General features: G+C 65.9%; 14 protein-coding genes. 3 read left to right on the top strand and 11 right to left on the bottom strand.

Annotated elements, in window-relative coordinates:
* Window positions 1-20: 20 nt before the first annotated feature.
* Window positions 21-1418, top strand: a complete 1398-nt coding sequence (locus FHS02_RS03890; protein ID WP_175424727.1) for a GGDEF domain-containing protein — start codon at window positions 21-23, stop codon at window positions 1416-1418.
* 79 nt (window positions 1419-1497) lie between these two features.
* On the opposite strand, the gene prpF is transcribed toward FHS02_RS03890, so the two are convergent.
* The 4 genes from prpF to prpB all read right to left on the bottom strand — a co-directional run bounded on the left by prpF (window position 1498) and on the right by prpB (window position 7494).
* Complete coding sequence (prpF, locus tag FHS02_RS03885) at window positions 1498-2688, bottom strand: 2-methylaconitate cis-trans isomerase PrpF (protein ID WP_137312887.1); 1191 nt, start codon at window positions 2686-2688, stop codon at window positions 1498-1500.
* Between the two features lie 103 nt (window positions 2689-2791).
* Complete coding sequence (gene acnD / locus FHS02_RS03880; protein WP_137317289.1) at window positions 2792-5389, bottom strand: Fe/S-dependent 2-methylisocitrate dehydratase AcnD; 2598 nt, start codon at window positions 5387-5389, stop codon at window positions 2792-2794.
* A gap of 33 nt (window positions 5390-5422) precedes the next feature.
* The gene (gene prpC, locus FHS02_RS03875; RefSeq protein ID WP_137312886.1) at window positions 5423-6580 is read right to left on the bottom strand and encodes a bifunctional 2-methylcitrate synthase/citrate synthase; all 1158 of its coding nucleotides are present in this window, start codon (window positions 6578-6580) and stop codon (window positions 5423-5425) included.
* Window positions 6581-6609: 29 nt separating this feature from the next.
* Window positions 6610-7494 carry a methylisocitrate lyase gene (gene prpB / locus FHS02_RS03870; RefSeq protein ID WP_137312885.1) on the bottom strand — a complete coding sequence of 295 codons (885 nt, stop codon included), beginning with the start codon at window positions 7492-7494 and terminating at the stop codon, window positions 6610-6612.
* Window positions 7495-7849: 355 nt separating this feature from the next.
* Here prpB and ppsA point away from each other — a divergent pair, with 355 nt between their 5' ends.
* Both ppsA and prpR read left to right on the top strand, forming a co-directional pair.
* Window positions 7850-10273: a phosphoenolpyruvate synthase gene (gene ppsA, locus FHS02_RS03865; protein ID WP_137312884.1), complete on the top strand. Its 2424-nt coding sequence runs from the start codon at window positions 7850-7852 to the stop codon at window positions 10271-10273.
* A 104-nt stretch (window positions 10274-10377) separates the two neighbouring features.
* Window positions 10378-11967 (top strand): propionate catabolism operon regulatory protein PrpR, encoded by a 1590-nt coding sequence (prpR, locus tag FHS02_RS03860; protein ID WP_229422538.1) that lies wholly within the window; start codon window positions 10378-10380, stop codon window positions 11965-11967.
* Between the two features lie 67 nt (window positions 11968-12034).
* On the opposite strand, the gene FHS02_RS03855 is transcribed toward prpR, so the two are convergent.
* The 7 genes from FHS02_RS03855 to FHS02_RS03825 form a co-directional block, all read right to left on the bottom strand.
* A complete protein-coding gene (locus tag FHS02_RS03855) occupies window positions 12035-12223 on the bottom strand; it encodes a hypothetical protein (RefSeq protein WP_137312882.1) in 189 nt (62 codons plus the stop codon).
* A gap of 288 nt (window positions 12224-12511) precedes the next feature.
* Entirely contained in the window at window positions 12512-12676 is a 165-nt protein-coding gene (locus tag FHS02_RS03850) for a hypothetical protein (protein WP_175424726.1), read from the bottom strand.
* Window positions 12677-12802: 126 nt separating this feature from the next.
* Window positions 12803-13642, bottom strand: a complete 840-nt coding sequence (gene panC, locus FHS02_RS03845) for a pantoate--beta-alanine ligase (RefSeq protein WP_137312881.1) — start codon at window positions 13640-13642, stop codon at window positions 12803-12805.
* A 40-nt stretch (window positions 13643-13682) separates the two neighbouring features.
* Window positions 13683-14843 (bottom strand): HlyD family secretion protein, encoded by a 1161-nt coding sequence (locus tag FHS02_RS03840; RefSeq protein ID WP_137312880.1) that lies wholly within the window; start codon window positions 14841-14843, stop codon window positions 13683-13685.
* Between the two features lie 4 nt (window positions 14844-14847).
* Window positions 14848-16290 (bottom strand): efflux transporter outer membrane subunit, encoded by a 1443-nt coding sequence (locus FHS02_RS03835; protein ID WP_137312879.1) that lies wholly within the window; start codon window positions 16288-16290, stop codon window positions 14848-14850.
* Between the two features lie 4 nt (window positions 16291-16294).
* On the bottom strand, window positions 16295-17818 hold the full coding sequence (locus FHS02_RS03830; protein ID WP_137312878.1) for an MDR family MFS transporter: 1524 nt from the start codon (window positions 17816-17818) through the stop codon (window positions 16295-16297).
* Window positions 17815-18168 carry a MarR family winged helix-turn-helix transcriptional regulator gene (locus FHS02_RS03825; RefSeq protein WP_229429996.1) on the bottom strand — a complete coding sequence of 118 codons (354 nt, stop codon included), beginning with the start codon at window positions 18166-18168 and terminating at the stop codon, window positions 17815-17817. Before FHS02_RS03825 ends, FHS02_RS03830 begins: the two co-directional genes overlap by 4 nt.
* Between the last annotated feature and the right edge of the window lie 275 nt (window positions 18169-18443).

The following is an 18443-nucleotide window of genomic DNA, read 5'->3' as shown; positions in this document are numbered from 1 at the left end:
CGGACGGAAAAGCTATGGTAATGGAAACGATCAACCGCCTGCGGCGTTCCCTGGCCCGGTGGATCTTGCCAGTCGATCCGGGTACTGCGACCGGGCAGGGCACCGTGAGCGACAGCGAGCGCGGCTTCCGGGCGATTACCGATAATATCTCCGGGATCATCATCCAGTTCGATGCGCAAGGGCGCATCCTGTTCGCCAACGCCATGGTCACGGCGCGGCTGGGGCGCAGCAACGAGCAGTTGCTGGGCCACCACCTGCGCGACGTGGCGCCACCGGAAGTCTTCGCATTGGTAGAACGCTACTTCGAGCGCGCACTGACCGGCGAACAGGTTGCCTTCGAGGTGGCGTTTCCGGTGAAAGGCGTTCACACACATTTTTCGGGCAGCTACGTGCCTGAGTTCGATGCCGCGGGCAAGCTGCTCAGTGTGTACGCACTGTGGCTCGATATCACCGAGCGCAAGCAGGTGGAGCTGCGCCACGCTGCGGGCGAAAGGCGGTGGCTCACCATTGCCGATAACCTTCCCGCCCTGATCGCCTATGTGGACAGCGATCTTCGCTTTGAATTCTGCAATGCGACATTCTCGACATGGACTGGCTTGCAGCCTGCCGAGCTTCTCGGCAGAAGCATCCTGGATGTGATCGTTGCTGCAGGGCCGCGGCGTGCCGAGGCGATACGGCACAACCTGCAGCGGGGCCTGAATGGCGAGCGTGTAGAATTCGAGCTTGGTCCCGACCCCGAGTACGATACCGACCCCGCCAAGGCAAAACGCTGGCTTCAGGTGACCATCGTGCCGCAGGTTGGCGAAGGCGGCATGGTCGAAGGTATTCATTTGCTGAGCAGTGATGTGAGCAGCCTTAAGCAGGTTCAGCAAACACTGGCCGGCCTGGCGCGTTTCGACGAACTGACCGGCTTGCCGAACCGTTACCATCTCAACGAAAAGCTCGCTGATGCAACTAGGCGCAACAGCCGCAGCGGCCTGCCGATGGGAGTGATCTTCCTGGACATTGATCACTTCAAGCAGATCAACGATACGCTCGGGCATGGCGTAGGGGATAGCGTGCTGCGCGAGTTCGGCCGGCGCCTGTCGGGCTGCGTGCGTGAATGCGACACCGTGGCGCGCCTGGGCGGCGACGAATTCCTGATCGTGCTGGAAAATATCGGCGACAGCTCGACGCTGGAAACGGTCGGCGCCAAAATCCTGGAGGGCCTGACTCCTCCCTTCGCGCTGCCCGGCGGGCCGCTGCAAGTGAGTTCCAGTATCGGGCTGGCGTTCGCTGCCGGTCCCGGGATCGTGCCGATGGATCTGCTCGAGTGCGCCGATGTGGCCTTGTACGATGCCAAGCGGGCAGGGCGGGCAACTTACCGGCTCAACCGCTATGCCGGCGGCGCGGCGCCGGCGCTGCAGGCAAACTGCTGACCGGCCGCGGCCGCACCTGCCTTAATGGCCATGGCAAGGCGAATGCAGTGTCGATGACGTTCGTCGGCCGGGCCGGAAATCAGCCCGTTTGCGGCACGCGCACCCACCCCTCCATCAGCACGCGGGCACTGCGGCTCATGATCGCCTTGCTGACGCGCCATTCGCCATCGACCAATTCCGCTTCGGCGCCTACCCGCAAGGTTCCGGACGGATGCCCGAAGCGCACGGCAGTTCGGTCGCCGCCACCCGCGGCCAGGTTGACCAGAGTACCCGGAATCGCGGCCGCCGTGCCGATCGCCACCGCCGCGGTGCCCATCATCGCGTGGTGCAGCTTGCCCATCGACAGCGCCCGCACCAGCAGGTCGACATCGCCGGCCGCCACGGCCTTGCCGCTGGAGGCCAGGTAGGATGCAGGCGGGGCGACGAAGGCCACCTTCGGCGTATGCTGGCGCTTGGCGGCCTCGTCGATGTTCCTGATCAGCCCCATGCGCAGCGCGCCATAGGCGCGAATGGCCTCGAACGCGGCCAGCGCCTTCGGATCGCCGTTGATTGCCTCCTGCAATTCAGTGCCGGTATAGCCGAGCGATGCGGCGTCGATGAAGATGGTCGGAATGCCTGCCGTGATCATGGTGGCCCGGAACATGCCGAGGCCCGGGATCTCCAGCTTGTCGACCACGTTCCCGGTCGGGAACATCGCGCCGCCGCCTTCGCCCTCGGCCTCGGCCGCGGGGTCCATGAATTCCAGCTGCACCTCGGCCGCCGGGAAGGTCACGCCGTCCAGTTCGAAGTCGCCCGTCTCCTGCACCGCGCCGGCGGCGACCGCCACATGGGCGATGATGGTCTTGCCGATGTTGGCCTGCCAGATGCGGAGGGTCGCCACGCCATCCTGCGGAATGTGCGCCGGGTCGACCATCCCGCCGCTGATCGCGAACGCGCCGACGGCCGCCGACAGGTTGCCGCAATTGCCGCTCCAGTCGACGAACGGGCTGTCGATCGACACCTGGCCGAACAGGTAGTCGACATCATGATCGGGGCGCGTGCTGGTCGACACGATCACCGTCTTGCTGGTGCTCGACGTGGCCGCGCCCATGCCGTCGATCTGCTTGCCGTATGGGTCGGGACTGCCGATCACGCGCAGCAGCAGTGCGTCACGCGCCGGGCCGGGCTGCTGCGCGTTCGCCGGCAGGTCCTGCAGGCGGAAGAAGACGCCCTTGCTGGTACCGCCGCGCATGTAGGTGGCGGGAATTTTCAGTTGAGGTGGATGAAGCATGTGATGGATCCTGTTGGGGCCGGGCGCGTCCGGGGAACGCGGCCGGCGGGTAAACATCGGGGGCAAACGCGCGTCGGGCGACCGGCTCGCCGCCCGCGCCACGTCAGGCGGCTTTCGCCACCGACTCGAGGAAGTCTTGGGCGAAGCGCTGCAGCACGCCACCGGCTTCGTAGATCAAGACTTCCTCGGCCGTGTCGAGGCGGCAGGTGACCGGCACCATGACGCGGTCGCCGGTCTCGCGCCAGATGACCAGCGTGAGACCGGCGCGCGGCGTGCGTTCGCCGATCACGTCGAACGTCTCGGTACCGTCCAGGCCCAGGCTGATGCGATTCGTGCCGGGCTGGAACTCGAGCGGCAGCACGCCCATGCCCACCAGGTTGGTGCGGTGGATGCGTTCGAAACCTTCCGCGACGATCGCCTCGACGCCCGCCAGGCGCACGCCCTTGGCCGCCCAGTCGCGCGAGGAGCCCTGGCCATAGTCGGCCCCGGCAATGATGATCAGGGGCTGCTTGCGTTCCATGTAGGTTTCGATCGCTTCCCACATGCGGGTCACCTTGCCCTCCGGTTCGATGCGCGCCAGCGAGCCTGTCCTGACCTGGCCGTTCACGTACGCCATCTCGTTGACCAGGGTCGGGTTGGCAAAGGTCGCGCGTTGCGCGGTCAGGTGGTCGCCGCGGTGGGTCGCGTACGAATTGAAGTCCACTTCCGGCAGGCCCATTTTCGCCAGGTACTCGCCCGCCGCACTGTCGGGCATGATCGCATTCGATGGCGACAGGTGATCCGTGGTGATGTTGTCGCCCAGGAGCGCGAGCGGACGCATGCCCTTGAGCGTGCGGGCGCCGGCCAGCGCACCTTCCCAGTACGGCGGACGGCGGATGTAGGTGCTCTCCGGACGCCATTGGTACAGCGGCTCGACCCGGTTGCCGTCGTCCGCTTCGCGCGTGAACATCGGGATGTACACGCTGCGGAACTGTTCGGGCTTGACGCTGGATGCGACGATGGCGTCGATCTCCTCGTCCGACGGCCAGATGTCGGCCAGGCGGACCGGCTTGCCGGCCGCGTCATGGCCCAGTACATCCTTCTCGATGTCGAAGCGGATCGTGCCGGCGATCGCATAGGCCACCACCAGCGGCGGCGAGGCCAGGAAAGCCTGCTTGGCATAGGGGTGGATGCGGCCATCGAAATTGCGGTTGCCGGACAGGACGGCGGTGGCATACAGGTCGCGCGCCACCACTTCCTGCTGGATCACCGGATCGAGCGCGCCGCTCATGCCGTTGCACGAGGTGCAGGCAAAGGCCACCACGCCAAAGCCGAGCTGCTCGAGTTCCGGCAGCAGGCCTGCTTCACGCAGATACAGTTCGACCGTCTTCGAGCCGGGCGCCAGCGAGCTTTTCACCCACAGCTTGCGAACCAGGCCCAGGCGGTTGGCGTTGCGAGCGATCAGGCCGGCGGCGATCATGTTGCGCGGATTGTTGGTGTTCGTGCAGCTGGTAATCGCCGCGATGATCACCGCGCCGTCGGGCATCACGCCCGGCACGTTCTCGACCACGCCGCTGATGCCGCGCGCCGCCAGGTCGGAGGTAGGTACCCGGTTGTGCGGGTTGGACGGTCCGGCGATGGTGCGTACCACCGACGACAGGTCGAAGCGCAGCACGCTCTCGTATTCGGCATCTGCCAGGCTGTCGGCCCACAGGCCGGCTTGCTTTGCGTACGTCTCGACCAGCGCCACCTGCTCGTCGTCGCGGCCGGTCAGGCGCAGATACCGGATGGTCTGTTCGTCGATATAGAACATCGCCGCGGTCGAGCCGAATTCCGGCGCCATGTTCGAAATGGTGGCGCGATCGCCGAGCGTCAGGTGCGAAGCGCCTTCGCCGAAGAATTCCAGGTACGACGACACCACTTTCTGCTTGCGCAGGAATTCGGTCAGGCTCAGTACGATGTCGGTCGCGGTGATGCCCGGCTGCGGCTTGCCGGCCAGCTCCACGCCGATGATGTCCGGCAGGCGCATCCACGAGGCGCGCCCCAGCATCACGCTTTCCGCTTCCAGGCCGCCGACGCCGATGGCGATCACACCGAGCGCGTCGACCATCGGCGTGTGCGAATCGGTGCCCACCAGCGTGTCGGGGTAAGCCACGCCTGCCTCGCGCTGGATCACCGGCGACATGCGTTCCAGGTTGATCTGGTGCAGGATGCCGTTCCCCGGAGGGATCACGTCGACGTTCCTGAACGCTTTTTTGGTCCAGTTGATGAAGTCGAAGCGGTCTTCGTTGCGGCGGTCCTCGATGGCGCGGTTCTTCGCGAAGGCCTCGGGATCGAAGCCGCCGCATTCGACGGCCAGCGAGTGGTCCACCACCAGCTGGGTGGGCACCACGGGATTGACCAGCGACGGATCGCCACCTTGCAGGGCGATGGCGTCGCGCAGGCCGGCCAGGTCGACCAGTGCGGTCTGGCCCAGGATGTCGTGGCAGACCACGCGGGCCGGGAACCACGGGAAATCGAGATCGCGGCGGCGTTCGATCAGCTGGCCCAGCGCCGCCGGCAGCGCCGTTGGGACGCAGCGGCGGACCAGGTTTTCAGCCAGCACGCGCGAGGTGTAGGGCAGCTTCGCATACGCGCCGGGCGCGATCGCGTCGACTGCGGCGCGCGCATCGAAATAGTCCAGGCCCGTGCCGGGCAGGGCTTTGCGCCAGGCGCAATTCATGGGGGTAGTCATGTCAGGTTCCGGTTCCGTGATTCACTTGCGTTCGGCCAGGGGCACGAATGCCAGGTCTTCCGGACCGACATAGTTCGCGCTCGGGCGGATGATCTTGTTGTCGATGCGCTGCTCGATCACGTGGGCGGCCCAGCCGGAAGTGCGCGAGATCACGAACAGCGGCGTGAACATCGCGGTCGGCACGCCCATCATGTGGTAGGACACTGCCGAGAACCAGTCCAGGTTCGGGAACATCTTCTTGATCTCCCACATCACCGTTTCCAGGCGCTCGGCGATGTCGAACATCTTGGTCGAACCGGCTTCCTCGGACAGCGAACGGGCCACTTCCTTGATGACCTTGTTGCGCGGGTCGGACACCGTATAGACCGGGTGGCCGAAACCGATGACGACTTCCTTGTTGTCGACGCGTGCGCGGATATCGGCTTCGGCCTCGTCGGCGTTGGCGTAGCGCTTCTGGATTTCAAAAGCGGCCTCGTTGGCGCCGCCGTGTTTCGGACCGCGCAGCGCGCCGATCGCGCCGGTGATCGACGAATAGATGTCGGAACCCGTGCCGGCGATCACGCGTGCGGTGAAGGTGGAGGCATTGAACTCGTGCTCGGCATACAGGATCAGCGAGGTGTGCATGGCCTTGACCCACGATGCACGCGGTTTCTCGCCGTGCAGCAGGTGCAGGAAATGGCCACCGATCGAGTCGTCGTCGGTTTCCACGTCGATGCGCTTGCCGTTATGGCTGTAGTGGTACCAGTACAGCAGCATCGAGCCGAACGATGCCATCAGGCGGTCGGCGATGTCGCGCGCGCCCGGCACGTTGTGGTCGTCCTTTTCCGGCAGCGCGCAGCCCAGCGCGGAGACGCCGGTGCGCATCACGTCCATCGGGTGGCTGGCCGAGGGCAGCGCCTCGAGCGCCAGCTTGACGGCTTGCGGCAGGCCGCGCAGTGCCTTCAGGTGCGTCTTGTAGGCGGCCAGTTCGGCGGCGTTCGGCAGCGCGCCGTGTACCAGCAGATAGGCGATTTCCTCGAACTCGCAGCTGTCGGCGACATCGAGGATGTCATAGCCGCGGTAGTGCAGGTCGTTGCCGGTCTTGCCGACCGAGCACAATGCGGTATTGCCGGCGGTGACGCCGGACAGGGCGACCGATTTCTTGGGCTTGAATGCGGAACCTTCGACGGGATTGTTCATGGGATCTCCGGATATTGGTTTGAATGGATTTACTTGGCCTTGCCCTGGGCGAACAGCGAGTCGAGCTTTTGCTCGTAGTCGTGGTAGCCCAGGTATTCGTACAGGTCCGCGCGGCTCTGCATGGCCGGGACGACGCTTTTCTGCGTGCCCTCGGCGCGCAGGGTCTGGTAGAAGTTCAGCGCCGCGGCGTTCATGGCGCGATACGCGCCGCAGCAATAAAGGGCGATATCGACCTTCGCCTCGCGCAGTTCGTCGAGCGTGTACAGCGGCGTGGAACCGAATTCGGTCAGGTTGGCCAGGATCGGCACCTTCACGGCGTCGCGGAACCGGGTATACATCCCCAGTTCCGTGATCGCCTCGGGGAAGATCATGTCGGCACCCGCTTCGACATACGCGCACGCGCGGTCGACAGCGGCGTTGAGCCCTTCGACGGCCAGCGAATCGGTACGGGCCATGATGACGAAGTTCTCGTCGTGGCGGGCGTCGACGGCAGCCTTGATACGGTCGACCATTTCTTCCTTCGACACGATTTCCTTGCCCGGGCGGTGGCCGCAGCGCTTCGACGATACCTGGTCTTCCATGTGGACCGCGGCCACGTCGGCACGGATCATGTGGCGGATGGTGCGGGCGATATTGAAGGCGCCGCCCCAGCCCGTATCGATATCGACCAGCAACGGCAGGCCGCAGGTGTCGGTGATGCGCTGCGCATCGGTAATCACGTCGTCCATCGTGCTGATGCCGAGGTCCGGCATGCCCAGCGAGTTGGCGGCCACGCCGCCGCCCGACAGGTAGATCGCCCTGTAGCCGGACTGTTCGGCCATGCGCGCGGTGTAGGCCGTGATGGCACCGACCACCTGCAGCGGCGATTCCTGCTCCACGGCGCGGCGGAACAGCGCTCCTCGTGACTCTCTCATGATTGCTTCCTGTAACGTTGATGGTGCGAGCTGTATCGCAAGGCGCATGCCAACAGCGTTCCGGCTTGCCCGTGTACAGCAGGCACTCGCGTTCTCGCCAACACGTTTTCAGGAAAATCAAGGAGTTACAAAAAAAGGGAGGAGGCCATGTCCGGCATCCGCGCGCCAAGGAGCGATGTTTCAATTTTTGTTTCACGTTTCAGACATTGAAACGTCATGAAACCTTCGTGCAACATTTTTCAACGGGGCCAAGGCCTTTTCTCCCGGCGCACCGCGGAAACGCCGATCCCTTGCGTTGTGGAATGCTTATTGCAGTGTGTAGCCGAAACAGATTTCAATTGCACAGGAAAGCACCATGAACCACATGTCCAATCCCTTCCCGAAGTCGAAGCCTTACGTCGCGCCGTTCGAGGCGCTGCGCATGGCCGATGTCGACGCCGTCGGCGGCAAGAATGCGTCGCTCGGCGAGATGATCAGCCAGCTTGCCGGCGCCGGCGTGCGCGTGCCCGGCGGTTTTGCCACGACGGCACAGGCATTCCGCGACTTCCTGTCGCATGCGCCCGGCGGGGGCGCACCGCTGGCCGAGCGCATCGCGCAGCGCCTCGAACGGCTCGACACCGACGATGTGCGTGCGCTGGCCGCCGCTGGCGCCGAGATCCGCCAATGGATCGTCGACACGCCATTCCAGGCCGCGCTCGAGCAAGATATCCGGCGCTCGTATGAACGCCTGGCGAGCGGTTCGAGCGCCGAAGTCTCGTTCGCGGTGCGCTCGTCGGCTACGGCGGAGGACTTGCCCGACGCATCGTTCGCGGGCCAGCAGGAAAGCTTCCTGAACGTTGTCGGCATCGACAACGTGCTCGAAGCCATCAGGCACGTGTTCGCATCGCTGTACAACGACCGCGCTATCTCGTACCGCGTGCACAAGGGATTCACCCATGCCGAGGTTGCCCTGTCCGCCGGCGTGCAGCGCATGGTGCGCTCGGACCTGGGCGCCGCGGGCGTCATGTTCACGCTGGACACGGAATCCGGTTTCCGCGACGTGGTGTTCGTGACTTCCAGCTACGGGCTCGGCGAAACGGTGGTGCAGGGCGCGGTCAACCCGGACGAATTCCATGTCCACAAGCCGATGCTGGCAAAAGGCAAGGCATCGGTCATCCGCCGGACTCTCGGCAGCAAGCTCGTGAAGATGGAGTTCACTGGCGATGCCAGGGCCGGGCGCTCGGTCACGACCATCGATGTGCCGGCCGACCTGCGCCACCGCTACTCGCTGACGGATGACGAAGTCACCGAACTGTCCAGGTATGCCGTCATCATCGAGAACCACTACGGGCGTCCGATGGACATCGAATGGGGCAAGGATGGCCGGGATGGCAAGCTGTACATCCTGCAGGCGCGCCCGGAAACCGTGAAGTCGCAGCAGAAGGCCAGCGACGTGCAGCAGCGCTACCGTCTCAAGGGCGGCGGTACGGTACTGACGAGCGGCCGCGCGATCGGCCAGAAGATCGGCGCGGGCCCGGTTCGCGTGATCAAGGATCCCTCGGAGATGGACCGGGTACAGCCCGGCGACGTGCTGGTGGCCGACATGACCGATCCGAACTGGGAACCGGTCATGAAGCGCGCGGCGGCGATCGTCACCAACCGGGGCGGGCGCACCTGCCACGCGGCCATCATCGCGCGCGAGCTCGGCGTGCCGGCGGTGGTCGGCTGCGGTAACGCGACCGATGTGCTGAAGGAAGGCGCCATCGTCACCGTGTCGTGCGCCGAAGGCGACGAAGGCAGGATCTACGACGGCCTGGTCGACAGTGAAATCACCGAAGTCGCGAACGGCGATCTGCCGCCCATCGCCACCAAGATCATGCTCAATGTCGGCAACCCGCAACTGGCGTTCGAGTTGCAGTCGGTACCGAATCGCGGAGTAGGCCTGGCACGACTCGAGTTCATCATCAACAACAATATCGGCGTGCATCCGAGGGTGATCCTCGAGTACCCGAATGTCGACGCGGACCTGAAGCAGGCAGTGGAGTCCGTATCACGCGGCCATGCATCTCCCAGGGACTTCTACGTCGACAAGCTGGCCGAAGGTATCGCCACCATCGGCGCTGCCTTCTGGCCCAAGCCCGTGATCGTGCGCCTGTCGGACTTCAAGTCCAACGAGTACAGGAAGCTGATCGGCGGTTCGCGGCATGAACCGGACGAGGAGAATCCGATGCTCGGTTTCCGCGGTGCCGCTCGCTACCTGTCGGCCGATTTCGCCGGCGCGTTTGAAATGGAGTGCGCGGCCCTGAAACGGGTCCGCAACGACATGGGATTGACGAATGTGGAAATCATGGTGCCGTTCGTGCGCACGCTGGGCCAGGCGCGGAAGGTGGTGGAACTGCTGGCCAGCAATGGCCTGAAGCGCGGTGAAGACGGCCTGCGGCTGATCATGATGTGCGAGGTGCCGTCGAACGCCTTGCTGGCCGGCGAGTTCCTCGAATATTTCGATGGCTTCTCCATCGGCTCGAATGACCTTACGCAGCTGACACTGGGCCTGGACCGCGATTCCGGCCTGGCCCTGCTGGCGGCCGACTTCGACGAACGCGATCCGGCCGTGAAAGCCCTGTTGGTCATGGCAATCACGGCATGCCGGGAGCGGGGCAAATACATCGGCATCTGCGGCCAGGGGCCGTCCGACCATCCCGAGCTCGCCGCATGGCTCGTCGAGCAGGGGATCGAATCGATGTCGCTCAATCCGGATTCGGTGATCGACACCTGGCGCACGCTTGCCGGACCGAAGTGAAGGACGAGGCCCGATGCATCGGGTCGGCCCGGCACGATCCGTGCTGCCTTGCAGCGCGGGTTGCCGGGATCCTGCAACCGCATTCTTGAATGGCACCTGCTTCCATGTCCGATAACAAGCCTGTCTTCTGGACCGTTTCCGTGTCGCGGCTGGCCGGCCTGTTCCGCGACATCACGCTCGAATACGATCATCTCGCCACCATCGAACCGATCAGGCTCGGGTACGATGAAGCGGTCAGGCATATCCGCGAACGTATCGCCACCGAACGCTGCGATGTGCTGATCGCGGCTGGTTCGAACGCGGCCTACCTGAAGGGGCGCGTGCCCGTGCCGGTGGTCGTTGCGAAGGCCAGCGGCTTCGACATGCTGCAGGCACTGTCGCGCGCGCGCCGCGTGACGGAGCGCATCGGCGTGATCGCCCACCAGCGCGAGCACCCGGAACTGGCCGAGTTCAGCGCGACCTTCCACGTGCCGATCGTGCAGCGCACCTATGTGACCGACGAGGATGCGCGTGCCCAGGTCCAGGAACTGAAGGCCGCCGGCATCGAGGCGATCGTCGGTGCCGGCCTGATCACCGACCTGGCCGAGGAAGCGGGCCTGACAGGCGTATTCGTGTACTCGGCATCGTCGATACGCGAGGCGTTCGACGATGCCATCGAGATGGCGCGCCTGTCGCAACTGGAGTCGAACCGCGGCCGCCGTGCCGCCGTGGCGGATACCCTGCAGGCGCGCTATGGGCTCAATGACCTGCGCGGCGAATCCGGCGCCATGGAACGGGTGCGTCAGGCGGTGGTGCTGTATGCGCGCTCGCGGGCGACCGTGCTGGTCCAGGGCGAAACCGGCACCGGCAAGGAACTGGTCGCGCAGGCGATCCACCGCGAAGCGCCGGGAGGGCACGGGAAAGGCCGCCCGTTTGTCGCCGTCAACTGCGGCGCGGTGGCCGAATCGCTGCTCGAATCCGAACTGTTCGGCCACGAGGAGGGCGCTTTCACGGGTGCGCGTCGCGGCGGCCACGCCGGGCTGTTCGAAGCGGCCAACCATGGCACCCTGTTCCTGGACGAGATCGGCGAAATGCCGCTCGCGCTGCAAACCCGCCTGCTGCGCGTGCTCGAAGAGCGCGAAGTGGTGCGGGTGGGTGGGACGCGCCCGGTCCCCATCGATGTACGCGTGATCAGCGCTACCCACTGCGACCTCGAGGCGCGCGTACGGGAAGGACGCTTTCGCGCCGACCTGTTCTATCGACTCGCTGTACTGCGGCTGGCGGCGCCGCCGCTGCGTGAACGGAGGCAGGACATCATTGCCCTCGCCGAGTGGTCGCTGAAAAACGCGCTGGCCGCCTTGCGTGGCGCCACGCACATCAACCTGCATGCGGAGATGAACGCTTGCGCGGCGCTGCTGGAAGGCTACCCGTGGCCGGGCAATGTCCGCGAACTGCGCAACCTGATGGAACGCACTGCGCTGTTCCTGGCGGCAGAGCCGCTGCAGGCGCTGACGCCGGCTTTCCTGCTCGGCATCGCACCGGAACTGGCGGAGCGCATCGAGGCAGGGCCGGCTAGCGTGGATGCGGTAGGGGCGCCACAACCGACCGAGTCGCTGACCCAGGTATTGCGGCGCTTCGGGGGGCGCAAGGACGAAGCCGCGGCCTACCTCGGGATCAGCCGTACCACGTTGTGGCGGCGGCTGCGCGGCGGCTGAGCAACGCTGCCGCCAAGGATCGATTGGCGGGCGTCCGGTACAAAAAACAAAAAACCGACTCTGGCGTTCAGGCGGCGGCGAAAGCGCGTTCGCGTGCCGATACGGCAGGGCGCGTGGCGGCAGGCTGGGCTTCCCGCTGCAGACGGGAGTCCTGTTCCCACGCCTGCACAGCCTGCGCCGCCGGCTTGGAAATCACGAACCGCAGCACGAGGCCGGTCACTGCAAGAGCAATCGGCAAATATTCGAGGAAGGTCATGCTGGACTCCATTGGCAAGTAACGATGTTTCCATCTTGTACTAGCCGACAGGAACAATCCAATTGCGCTTTTCGATATCCTCCATGCCGCAAGATGATAACTGGGCAGCCGGGCAACAGCCAAGGCGCCTTGCCTAAGCCGGATTGGTGCACGAACGCCCCGTGCTCCGCTCTGGCAATGCTGCCTGCCGATGTTGCCCCCCTGACCAGACGGGGCAGGGGCGCGTCCTCCATCCCAGGGCACTGCTGCCACAGATGGCGGGCGCAGCGCCTGGGCGGCGGCCGCGCGTCAGCGGAATGCCTTGGCGAGGTGATTGATGTCGATGGCCGGCGGATGGAAGACTTCGCCCTGCGACGGCTGCGACACGACGGCCGGTTCCTCTTCGTCGAACAGCGCTGCCGCACCCGCAGCAACGGCGACAACGGCGCAGCACACAAGTTTCAGAATGACCATGGCTATCTCCTGTGTATGAATATCAGATATTTATAAGGATTATGATGGCCAGTATAGTCGGTCAAGCGTAAGAGTTAAACATGAATACGTTTTCATGCCTAAAAACTAACTCGTGCCCCGGCGGCTTCAGATCTCGAGGTTGTCGATCAGTCTGGTCGTGCCCAGCCTGGCCGCCGCCAGCACGACCAAGGGCGTGCCCGCCTCCAGGTCCGCGGCGTCCGGCGCCAGCAGGTCGTGGCGCTTGCGGACCGAAATATAGTCCGGCTTCCAGCCACGCTGCGCCAGCGATGCCATGGCGCTGCGTTCGACCTCCGCGATGGGCAGGCGGCCTGTGCGCACGTTATCGGCAACCGTGTTCAGGCAATGGAACAAGGCCGGTGCCTCGTCGCGTTCGGCGGCGGACAGATAACTGTTGCGCGACGACAGTGCCAGGCCGTCGTCGGCGCGCCATGTTTCCGCACCGACGATTTCGGTCGGCATCGCCAGCTGGCGCGTCATGTTCCGCACGATCATCAGCTGCTGGTAATCCTTCTTGCCGAACACCGCCACGCGCGGCTGCACACAGGAAAACATCTTGGTGATCACCGTGCACACGCCGTTGAAGAAACCGGGTCGGAATTCGCCTTCGAGCATATTGCCCAGGTTGTCCGGCGGCTGCACCCGGTATTCCTGGGGTTCCGGATACAGCTCTTTCTCGCTGGGCGCGAACAGCACGTACACGCCTTCTCTGGCCAGTTTTTCGGCGTCCGCTTCCAGGGAGCGGGGGTAGCGCTCGAAATCGTCGTTCGGGCCGAACTGCAGGCGATTGACGAAGATCGACGCAACCACCGGATCGCCATGCTTGCGCGCCAGCCGCATCAGCGACAGGTGGCCTTCGTGCAGGCTGCCCATGGTCGGCACGAACGCGGTGCGCAACTGGCCGCTCAGCTGGTCGCGCAGGTCTTCGATGGAAGTGATGATTTTCATGCTGGTCCTTGGTGGGCAGATGCGTGAACGATTCGTGGCACTAGCGCGCCAGGTTGGCTTGTACGATTGCCGCCGCGGCGGCACTGGCCTGAGCCAGCGGCTGGCCCAGCGCGGCCGTGGCATAGACCGGCTGGCGCGGCATCGGCGCGCCCAGCACTGCGCCATCCTGTTGGCGGATGTCGACCCGCGCCGTCGCCGATAGGCCGATCCGCAGCGGATGCGCGCGCAGCTCCTTCGGGTCGAGCGCGATGCGCACGGGTACCCGCTGCACCACCTTGATCCAGTTGCCGCTGGCGTTCTGTGCCGGCAGCAGCGAGAACGCGCTGCCGGTGCCGGCCGACATGCCGACCACGCGGCCGTGGAACGCCACCTTGTCGCCGTACATGTCGACTTCGATCGTTGCCGGCTGGCCGATGCGGATGTTGCGCAGCTCCGATTCCTTGAAATTGGCGTCGATCCACAGCTGGTCGAGCGGGACGATGGCCAGCAGCGCGGTGCCGGGCGTGACATGCGCACCGACCTGCACGGCGCGCTTCGCCACGTAGCCGGCAACCGGCGCGACGATCGCATTGCGCCGCACCGCCAGCCATGCCGCCTCGTAGTCCGCCTGCGCCGCGCGCACGGCCGGGTGCTCGGCCAGCGCGACGCCCGCCACACCGGAGCGCGCGGCGTCGGCCTGCTTTTCGGCCACCGTCACGGCGGCTCGCGCATCGTCGACGGCACGGCGCGCATGGGCTACTTCCTCGCCGGCGATGGTGTGATCGGCTGCCAGCGGCAGGCGCCGCGCCAGGTCCTGTTCGGCCGTCGCCAGGGCCAGGCGGCGCTGGGCCACCAGCGCATCGTACTGGCCGACGTCGCTGTAGCGCTGGCGCTCCTCGCGCACTGTGGCGCCGAGCTTCGCTTCCGCCTGGCGCAGCGCGACATCGGCATCGGCGGCGTCGAGGCGCACGATCTCGGCGCCAGCCTGCACCAGCTGCGTTTCGTCGGCGCGGATCGCTTCGACATTGCCGGCCACCTGCGACGACAGCGTGACGAGGTTGCCACCTACGTAGGCATTGTCGGTCTCCTGGAACTTCGCCAGCACCAGGTGGTGGTAGGTGCCGTAGGCAAGGCCGGCGATGGCGAACGCGGCGGTGACGGCGGCCAGCATGACCTTGCGCTTGCGGTTCGCCGCGGGGGCTTGTGGGGTGTTGTCGCTCATGGTGTCAGTGGGAAGAGAATCGTTCGGTATCCGCGGCGCCGGCATGGTAGCCACCGCCGAGGGAGTGGATCAGGGCCACACCGGCCAGCCGCTGCTGCTGCTGCAGCGCGAGGGCCGCGTCCTGCTGGCGCAGCACGGCCTGGCGTGCCGCGAGTAGCTCGGCGCGGCTGGCCAGGCCGCGCTCGAGACGCGACTGCGTGGCCTGCAGCACGGCCCGGGCGCCCGCGCAGGCCTGCGCCTGGCGCGCCAGCTGGGTGGCGAGGCCCTGCACGGCGGCCGCTTCCTGCGCCACCTCGCGCATGGCGTCGATCACGGCCTGGTTATAGTCGGCGATCAGTGCGTCGCGTTCATTGCGGTTGCCTTCCAGGCGGGCCGACAGCCGGTGGCTGTCGAACAGCGGCAGCGACAGCGCCGGCCCGACGAACAGCGTGCGGCTGCCGGCTTCCAGCAGGCGCGACAGTGAAAGGGAATCCAGGCCGATCGCTGCGCTCAGGTCGATTTCCGGATAAAACGCCGCCTTCGCGGCATCGATGCGCGACAGCGCCGCTTCCACGCGCCAGCGGGCGGCCTGCAGGTCCGGCCGGCGTGCCAGCAGTTCCGCGCCCAGCCGGGCCGGTATCGCGGGCGGTTCGGCAGGGCCATACGCGGCATGCAGACCGGTCAGCGCATCGTTGCCGGCGCCGAGCAGCGCGCGCAGCGCTTCGGTTTCCCTGGCGCTGGCGGTATCGAGTTCGGCCAGGTCCCGTTCCAGCAGCGCCAGGTCGGTGGCGAACCGTTCCCGGTCCGGCGCCGCCGCCAGGCCGTAGGCGAGGCGCTTGCCCGTGTCGGCGAGCAGGTCGCGCTGCACGGCAATCAGCTGTTCCAGGTTGGCGCGGCGCGCCCATTGGCCCTGCAGCGTGTACCAGCTGCGGGCGACCGCGGCGGCCAGTGCCTGTTCCGCGGCGGCGTACGCGGCGCGGCTGGCATTGACTTCGCCGGCGGCCGCGGCGACCAGCGCGCGGTTGCGGCCCCACCAGTCGATATCGTAGCGGGCCTGGACCCGCACCGTCTCTTCGGTATACCAAGCGCCGCCGATGGGGGCCGGGAACAGGCCGTTGGCGGAGTAGCGCTGGCGGCTGGCGGCCGCGTCGAGGCTGGTTGACAGGCCCCGGTCGGCGCGCGACAGCGACAGCGCGGCGTGGGCGGCACCGATGCGGGTTGCCGCCACTTCCAGGCTGGGCGCGGTGGCCAGCGCCGCATCGATCAGCCTGGTCAGCTGTTCGTCGCCGTAGCTGCTCCACCAGCGCGCTTCCGGCCAGCCTTCGCGCGCCAGGTGGATCGATGCCGGCAACTCCGCAGCGATGTTGCGTACCGGCGGCACGCGGCCATCCGGCGGTGGCGTGGCGCAGCCGGCCAGGCCGAGCGCCAGCACGGCGGCGGCCCCGGCGAGAGTGATCTTCTTGTTCATCGTTTCATTCCATCGCGGCATGGTCGAGTGCGGGTTGCTGGTCGGCCGGCCCCGTGCGGATCAGCAGCAGCAGGGGGATCACGGCAAGGGTCATCAGGGTCATCATCCAGAAGTCGTTGGCGTACGCGATCATCGACGCCTGGCGCGTGATTTCCTCGTTCAGCTGCGCCAGCGCCACCGGCGTGGTGGCGCCTAGCGCCGGGTTGGCGATCGTCACGTGTTCGGCCAGCGAGGCGTGCATCGTTGCCGTGTTCCGCACCAGCAGCGTCTGCACGAGCGCGATGCCGATACTGCTGCCGATGTTGCGCACCAGGCTGTAGATGGCCGTGCCTTCGGCGCGCATCGCCGGCGACAGCGTGGCAAACGTGGCGGCCGACAGCGGCACGAACACCAGGCCGAGCCCCAGGCCCTGGATCACGCCGGGCCACACGATATCGGACTGCGCCAACACCAAGGTGTAGCGGCTCATCTGCCACAGCGAGAAGGCGGTGATCGCGAAGCCGGTGGCCAGCAGCAGCCGTACATCGACCTTGCCGACCAGGCGGCCCACCAGCATCATCGCGAGCATCGTGCCGATGCCCGACGGCGCCGTTACCAGGCCGGCGACGGCGGCCGGATAGCCCATCAGCCCCTGCAGCATCGTCGGGGTCAGCGCGCGCGTGGCGAACAGCACCAGGCCGACGATGAAGATGAACAGCAGGCCACCCACGTAATTGGCGTTCTTCAGCAGCCGGTAATCGAAGAACGATCTGCCCGGCGGGCTGGTCCACGTGTGGACGGCGAACCAGGCGAAGGACAGCGCCAGCACGACCGCCTCGATCCAGGTTTCGGTGGCGGCGAACCAGTCGTTCTGTTCGCCCCGGTCGAGCAGCATCTGCAGCGCGCCGATCGCGAGGCTCAGCGTGACGAAGCCGAACATGTCGAAACGGATACGGCGCGGCGCGGCGGCCGGGCGGATGTAGCGCCAGATACCCCAGAACGCCACGGCGCCAACCGGCACGTTGATGAAGAAGACCCAGCGCCAGTTGTAGCTGTCGGTCAGCCAGCCGCCCAGCGTGGGACCCAGGATGGGGCCGATCATCACGCCCATGCCCCACACCGCCATGGCCGAACCGTGCTTTTCGCGTGGGTTGATGTCCAGCAGCGTGGCCTGCGACAGCGGCACCAGCGCGGCACCGAATACGCCCTGCAGCAGGCGCGCCACGACGATCTGCGTCAGCGATTGCGACACCCCGCACAGCACCGAGGCGATGGTGAACCCGGCCACCGACGCAAGGAACACGTTCTTCGTGCCGAAGCGGTCGCACAGCCAGCCCGTCACCGGCGTGGCGATCGCCGCCGCCACGATGAACGAGGTCAGCACCCAGGTGATCTGGTCCTGCGAGGCCGACAGCGCGCCCTGCATGTGCGGCAGCGCGACGTTGGCGATGGTACCGTCGAGGGCCTGGATGACGGTGGCCAGCATGATCGACAGCGTGATCATGGGCCGGTTGAGACCATCCCCGGCATTGGCCGCGGACTGGCTCATCCGCGGCTCTCGATTGCTGCCCGCAGCGCTTCCAGGAAGACAGTCACCTGTTCCAGCTGCGCCCGGTCCGCGCCGCCCAGCAGTTCGCTGCGGAATGGATCCGCCACGGCAAGCAGTTCCTGGAAGATCTCGCGACCGCGCCCGGTCAGCTGCACCAGCTTGACGCGGCGGTCCGTTTCAGACGGCACCCGCACCATGTAGCCGCCTTTGACCAGCCGGTCGATCATGGCGACCATCGTCGGGTCTTCGACGCCCAGCCTTGCGGCAAGCTCCGTTTGCGACATCGGCACGTCCTTCGCCACCGTGGCGATGGCCATCCAGCCGGCCTGCGACAGTCCCAGGGATTTCATGCGCCGGTCCAGCGCCTGGCGCCAGGCGCGGGCCGTGCTGTGCAGGGCTTGCGAAAAACGCTCTTCGATAGCGGACGACATATAAGACATAAATGGTTAGAGATCGAACGAGTTATTGTATCAGCACTTCTTGCATGCCTGCAAGAAGTGCGGCCATGCCTGAGGGTTAGCCAGCTCGTGGAAACATTTTTGGCGATGGGTACAAATTCTGGATGGAAAATGGTAATCTATAGTTAGATTGACGTTAACGTAAACGTAAAGTCTTGCGACATGGA

The sequence above is a fragment of the Pseudoduganella umbonata genome (assembly GCF_014192225.1).
Taxonomy (GTDB): domain Bacteria; phylum Pseudomonadota; class Gammaproteobacteria; order Burkholderiales; family Burkholderiaceae_D; genus Rugamonas; species Rugamonas umbonata.
The sequence above is the reverse complement of the archived record's forward strand: the minus strand, read 5'-3'. Positions and strand labels throughout refer to the sequence as shown.

Bases quoted from the DNA above. Each gene is read 5' to 3' on its own strand.
- FHS02_RS03890 (WP_175424727.1), top strand. From the start codon at position 21: ATGGAAACGATCAACCGCCTGCGGCGTTCCCTGGCCCGGTGGATCTTG.
- prpF (WP_137312887.1), bottom strand. From the start codon at position 2,688: ATGCTTCATCCACCTCAACTGAAAATTCCCGCCACCTACATGCGCGGC.
- acnD (WP_137317289.1), bottom strand. From the start codon at position 5,389: ATGAATTGCGCCTGGCGCAAAGCCCTGCCCGGCACGGGCCTGGACTAT.
- prpC (WP_137312886.1), bottom strand. From the start codon at position 6,580: ATGAACAATCCCGTCGAAGGTTCCGCATTCAAGCCCAAGAAATCGGTC.
- prpB (WP_137312885.1), bottom strand. From the start codon at position 7,494: ATGAGAGAGTCACGAGGAGCGCTGTTCCGCCGCGCCGTGGAGCAGGAA.
- ppsA (WP_137312884.1), top strand. From the start codon at position 7,850: ATGAACCACATGTCCAATCCCTTCCCGAAGTCGAAGCCTTACGTCGCG.
- prpR (WP_229422538.1), top strand. From the start codon at position 10,378: ATGTCCGATAACAAGCCTGTCTTCTGGACCGTTTCCGTGTCGCGGCTG.
- FHS02_RS03855 (WP_137312882.1), bottom strand. From the start codon at position 12,223: ATGACCTTCCTCGAATATTTGCCGATTGCTCTTGCAGTGACCGGCCTC.
- FHS02_RS03850 (WP_175424726.1), bottom strand. From the start codon at position 12,676: ATGGTCATTCTGAAACTTGTGTGCTGCGCCGTTGTCGCCGTTGCTGCG.
- panC (WP_137312881.1), bottom strand. From the start codon at position 13,642: ATGAAAATCATCACTTCCATCGAAGACCTGCGCGACCAGCTGAGCGGC.
- FHS02_RS03840 (WP_137312880.1), bottom strand. From the start codon at position 14,843: ATGAGCGACAACACCCCACAAGCCCCCGCGGCGAACCGCAAGCGCAAG.
- FHS02_RS03835 (WP_137312879.1), bottom strand. From the start codon at position 16,290: ATGAACAAGAAGATCACTCTCGCCGGGGCCGCCGCCGTGCTGGCGCTC.
- FHS02_RS03830 (WP_137312878.1), bottom strand. From the start codon at position 17,818: ATGAGCCAGTCCGCGGCCAATGCCGGGGATGGTCTCAACCGGCCCATG.
- FHS02_RS03825 (WP_229429996.1), bottom strand. From the start codon at position 18,168: ATGAAATCCCTGGGACTGTCGCAGGCCGGCTGGATGGCCATCGCCACG.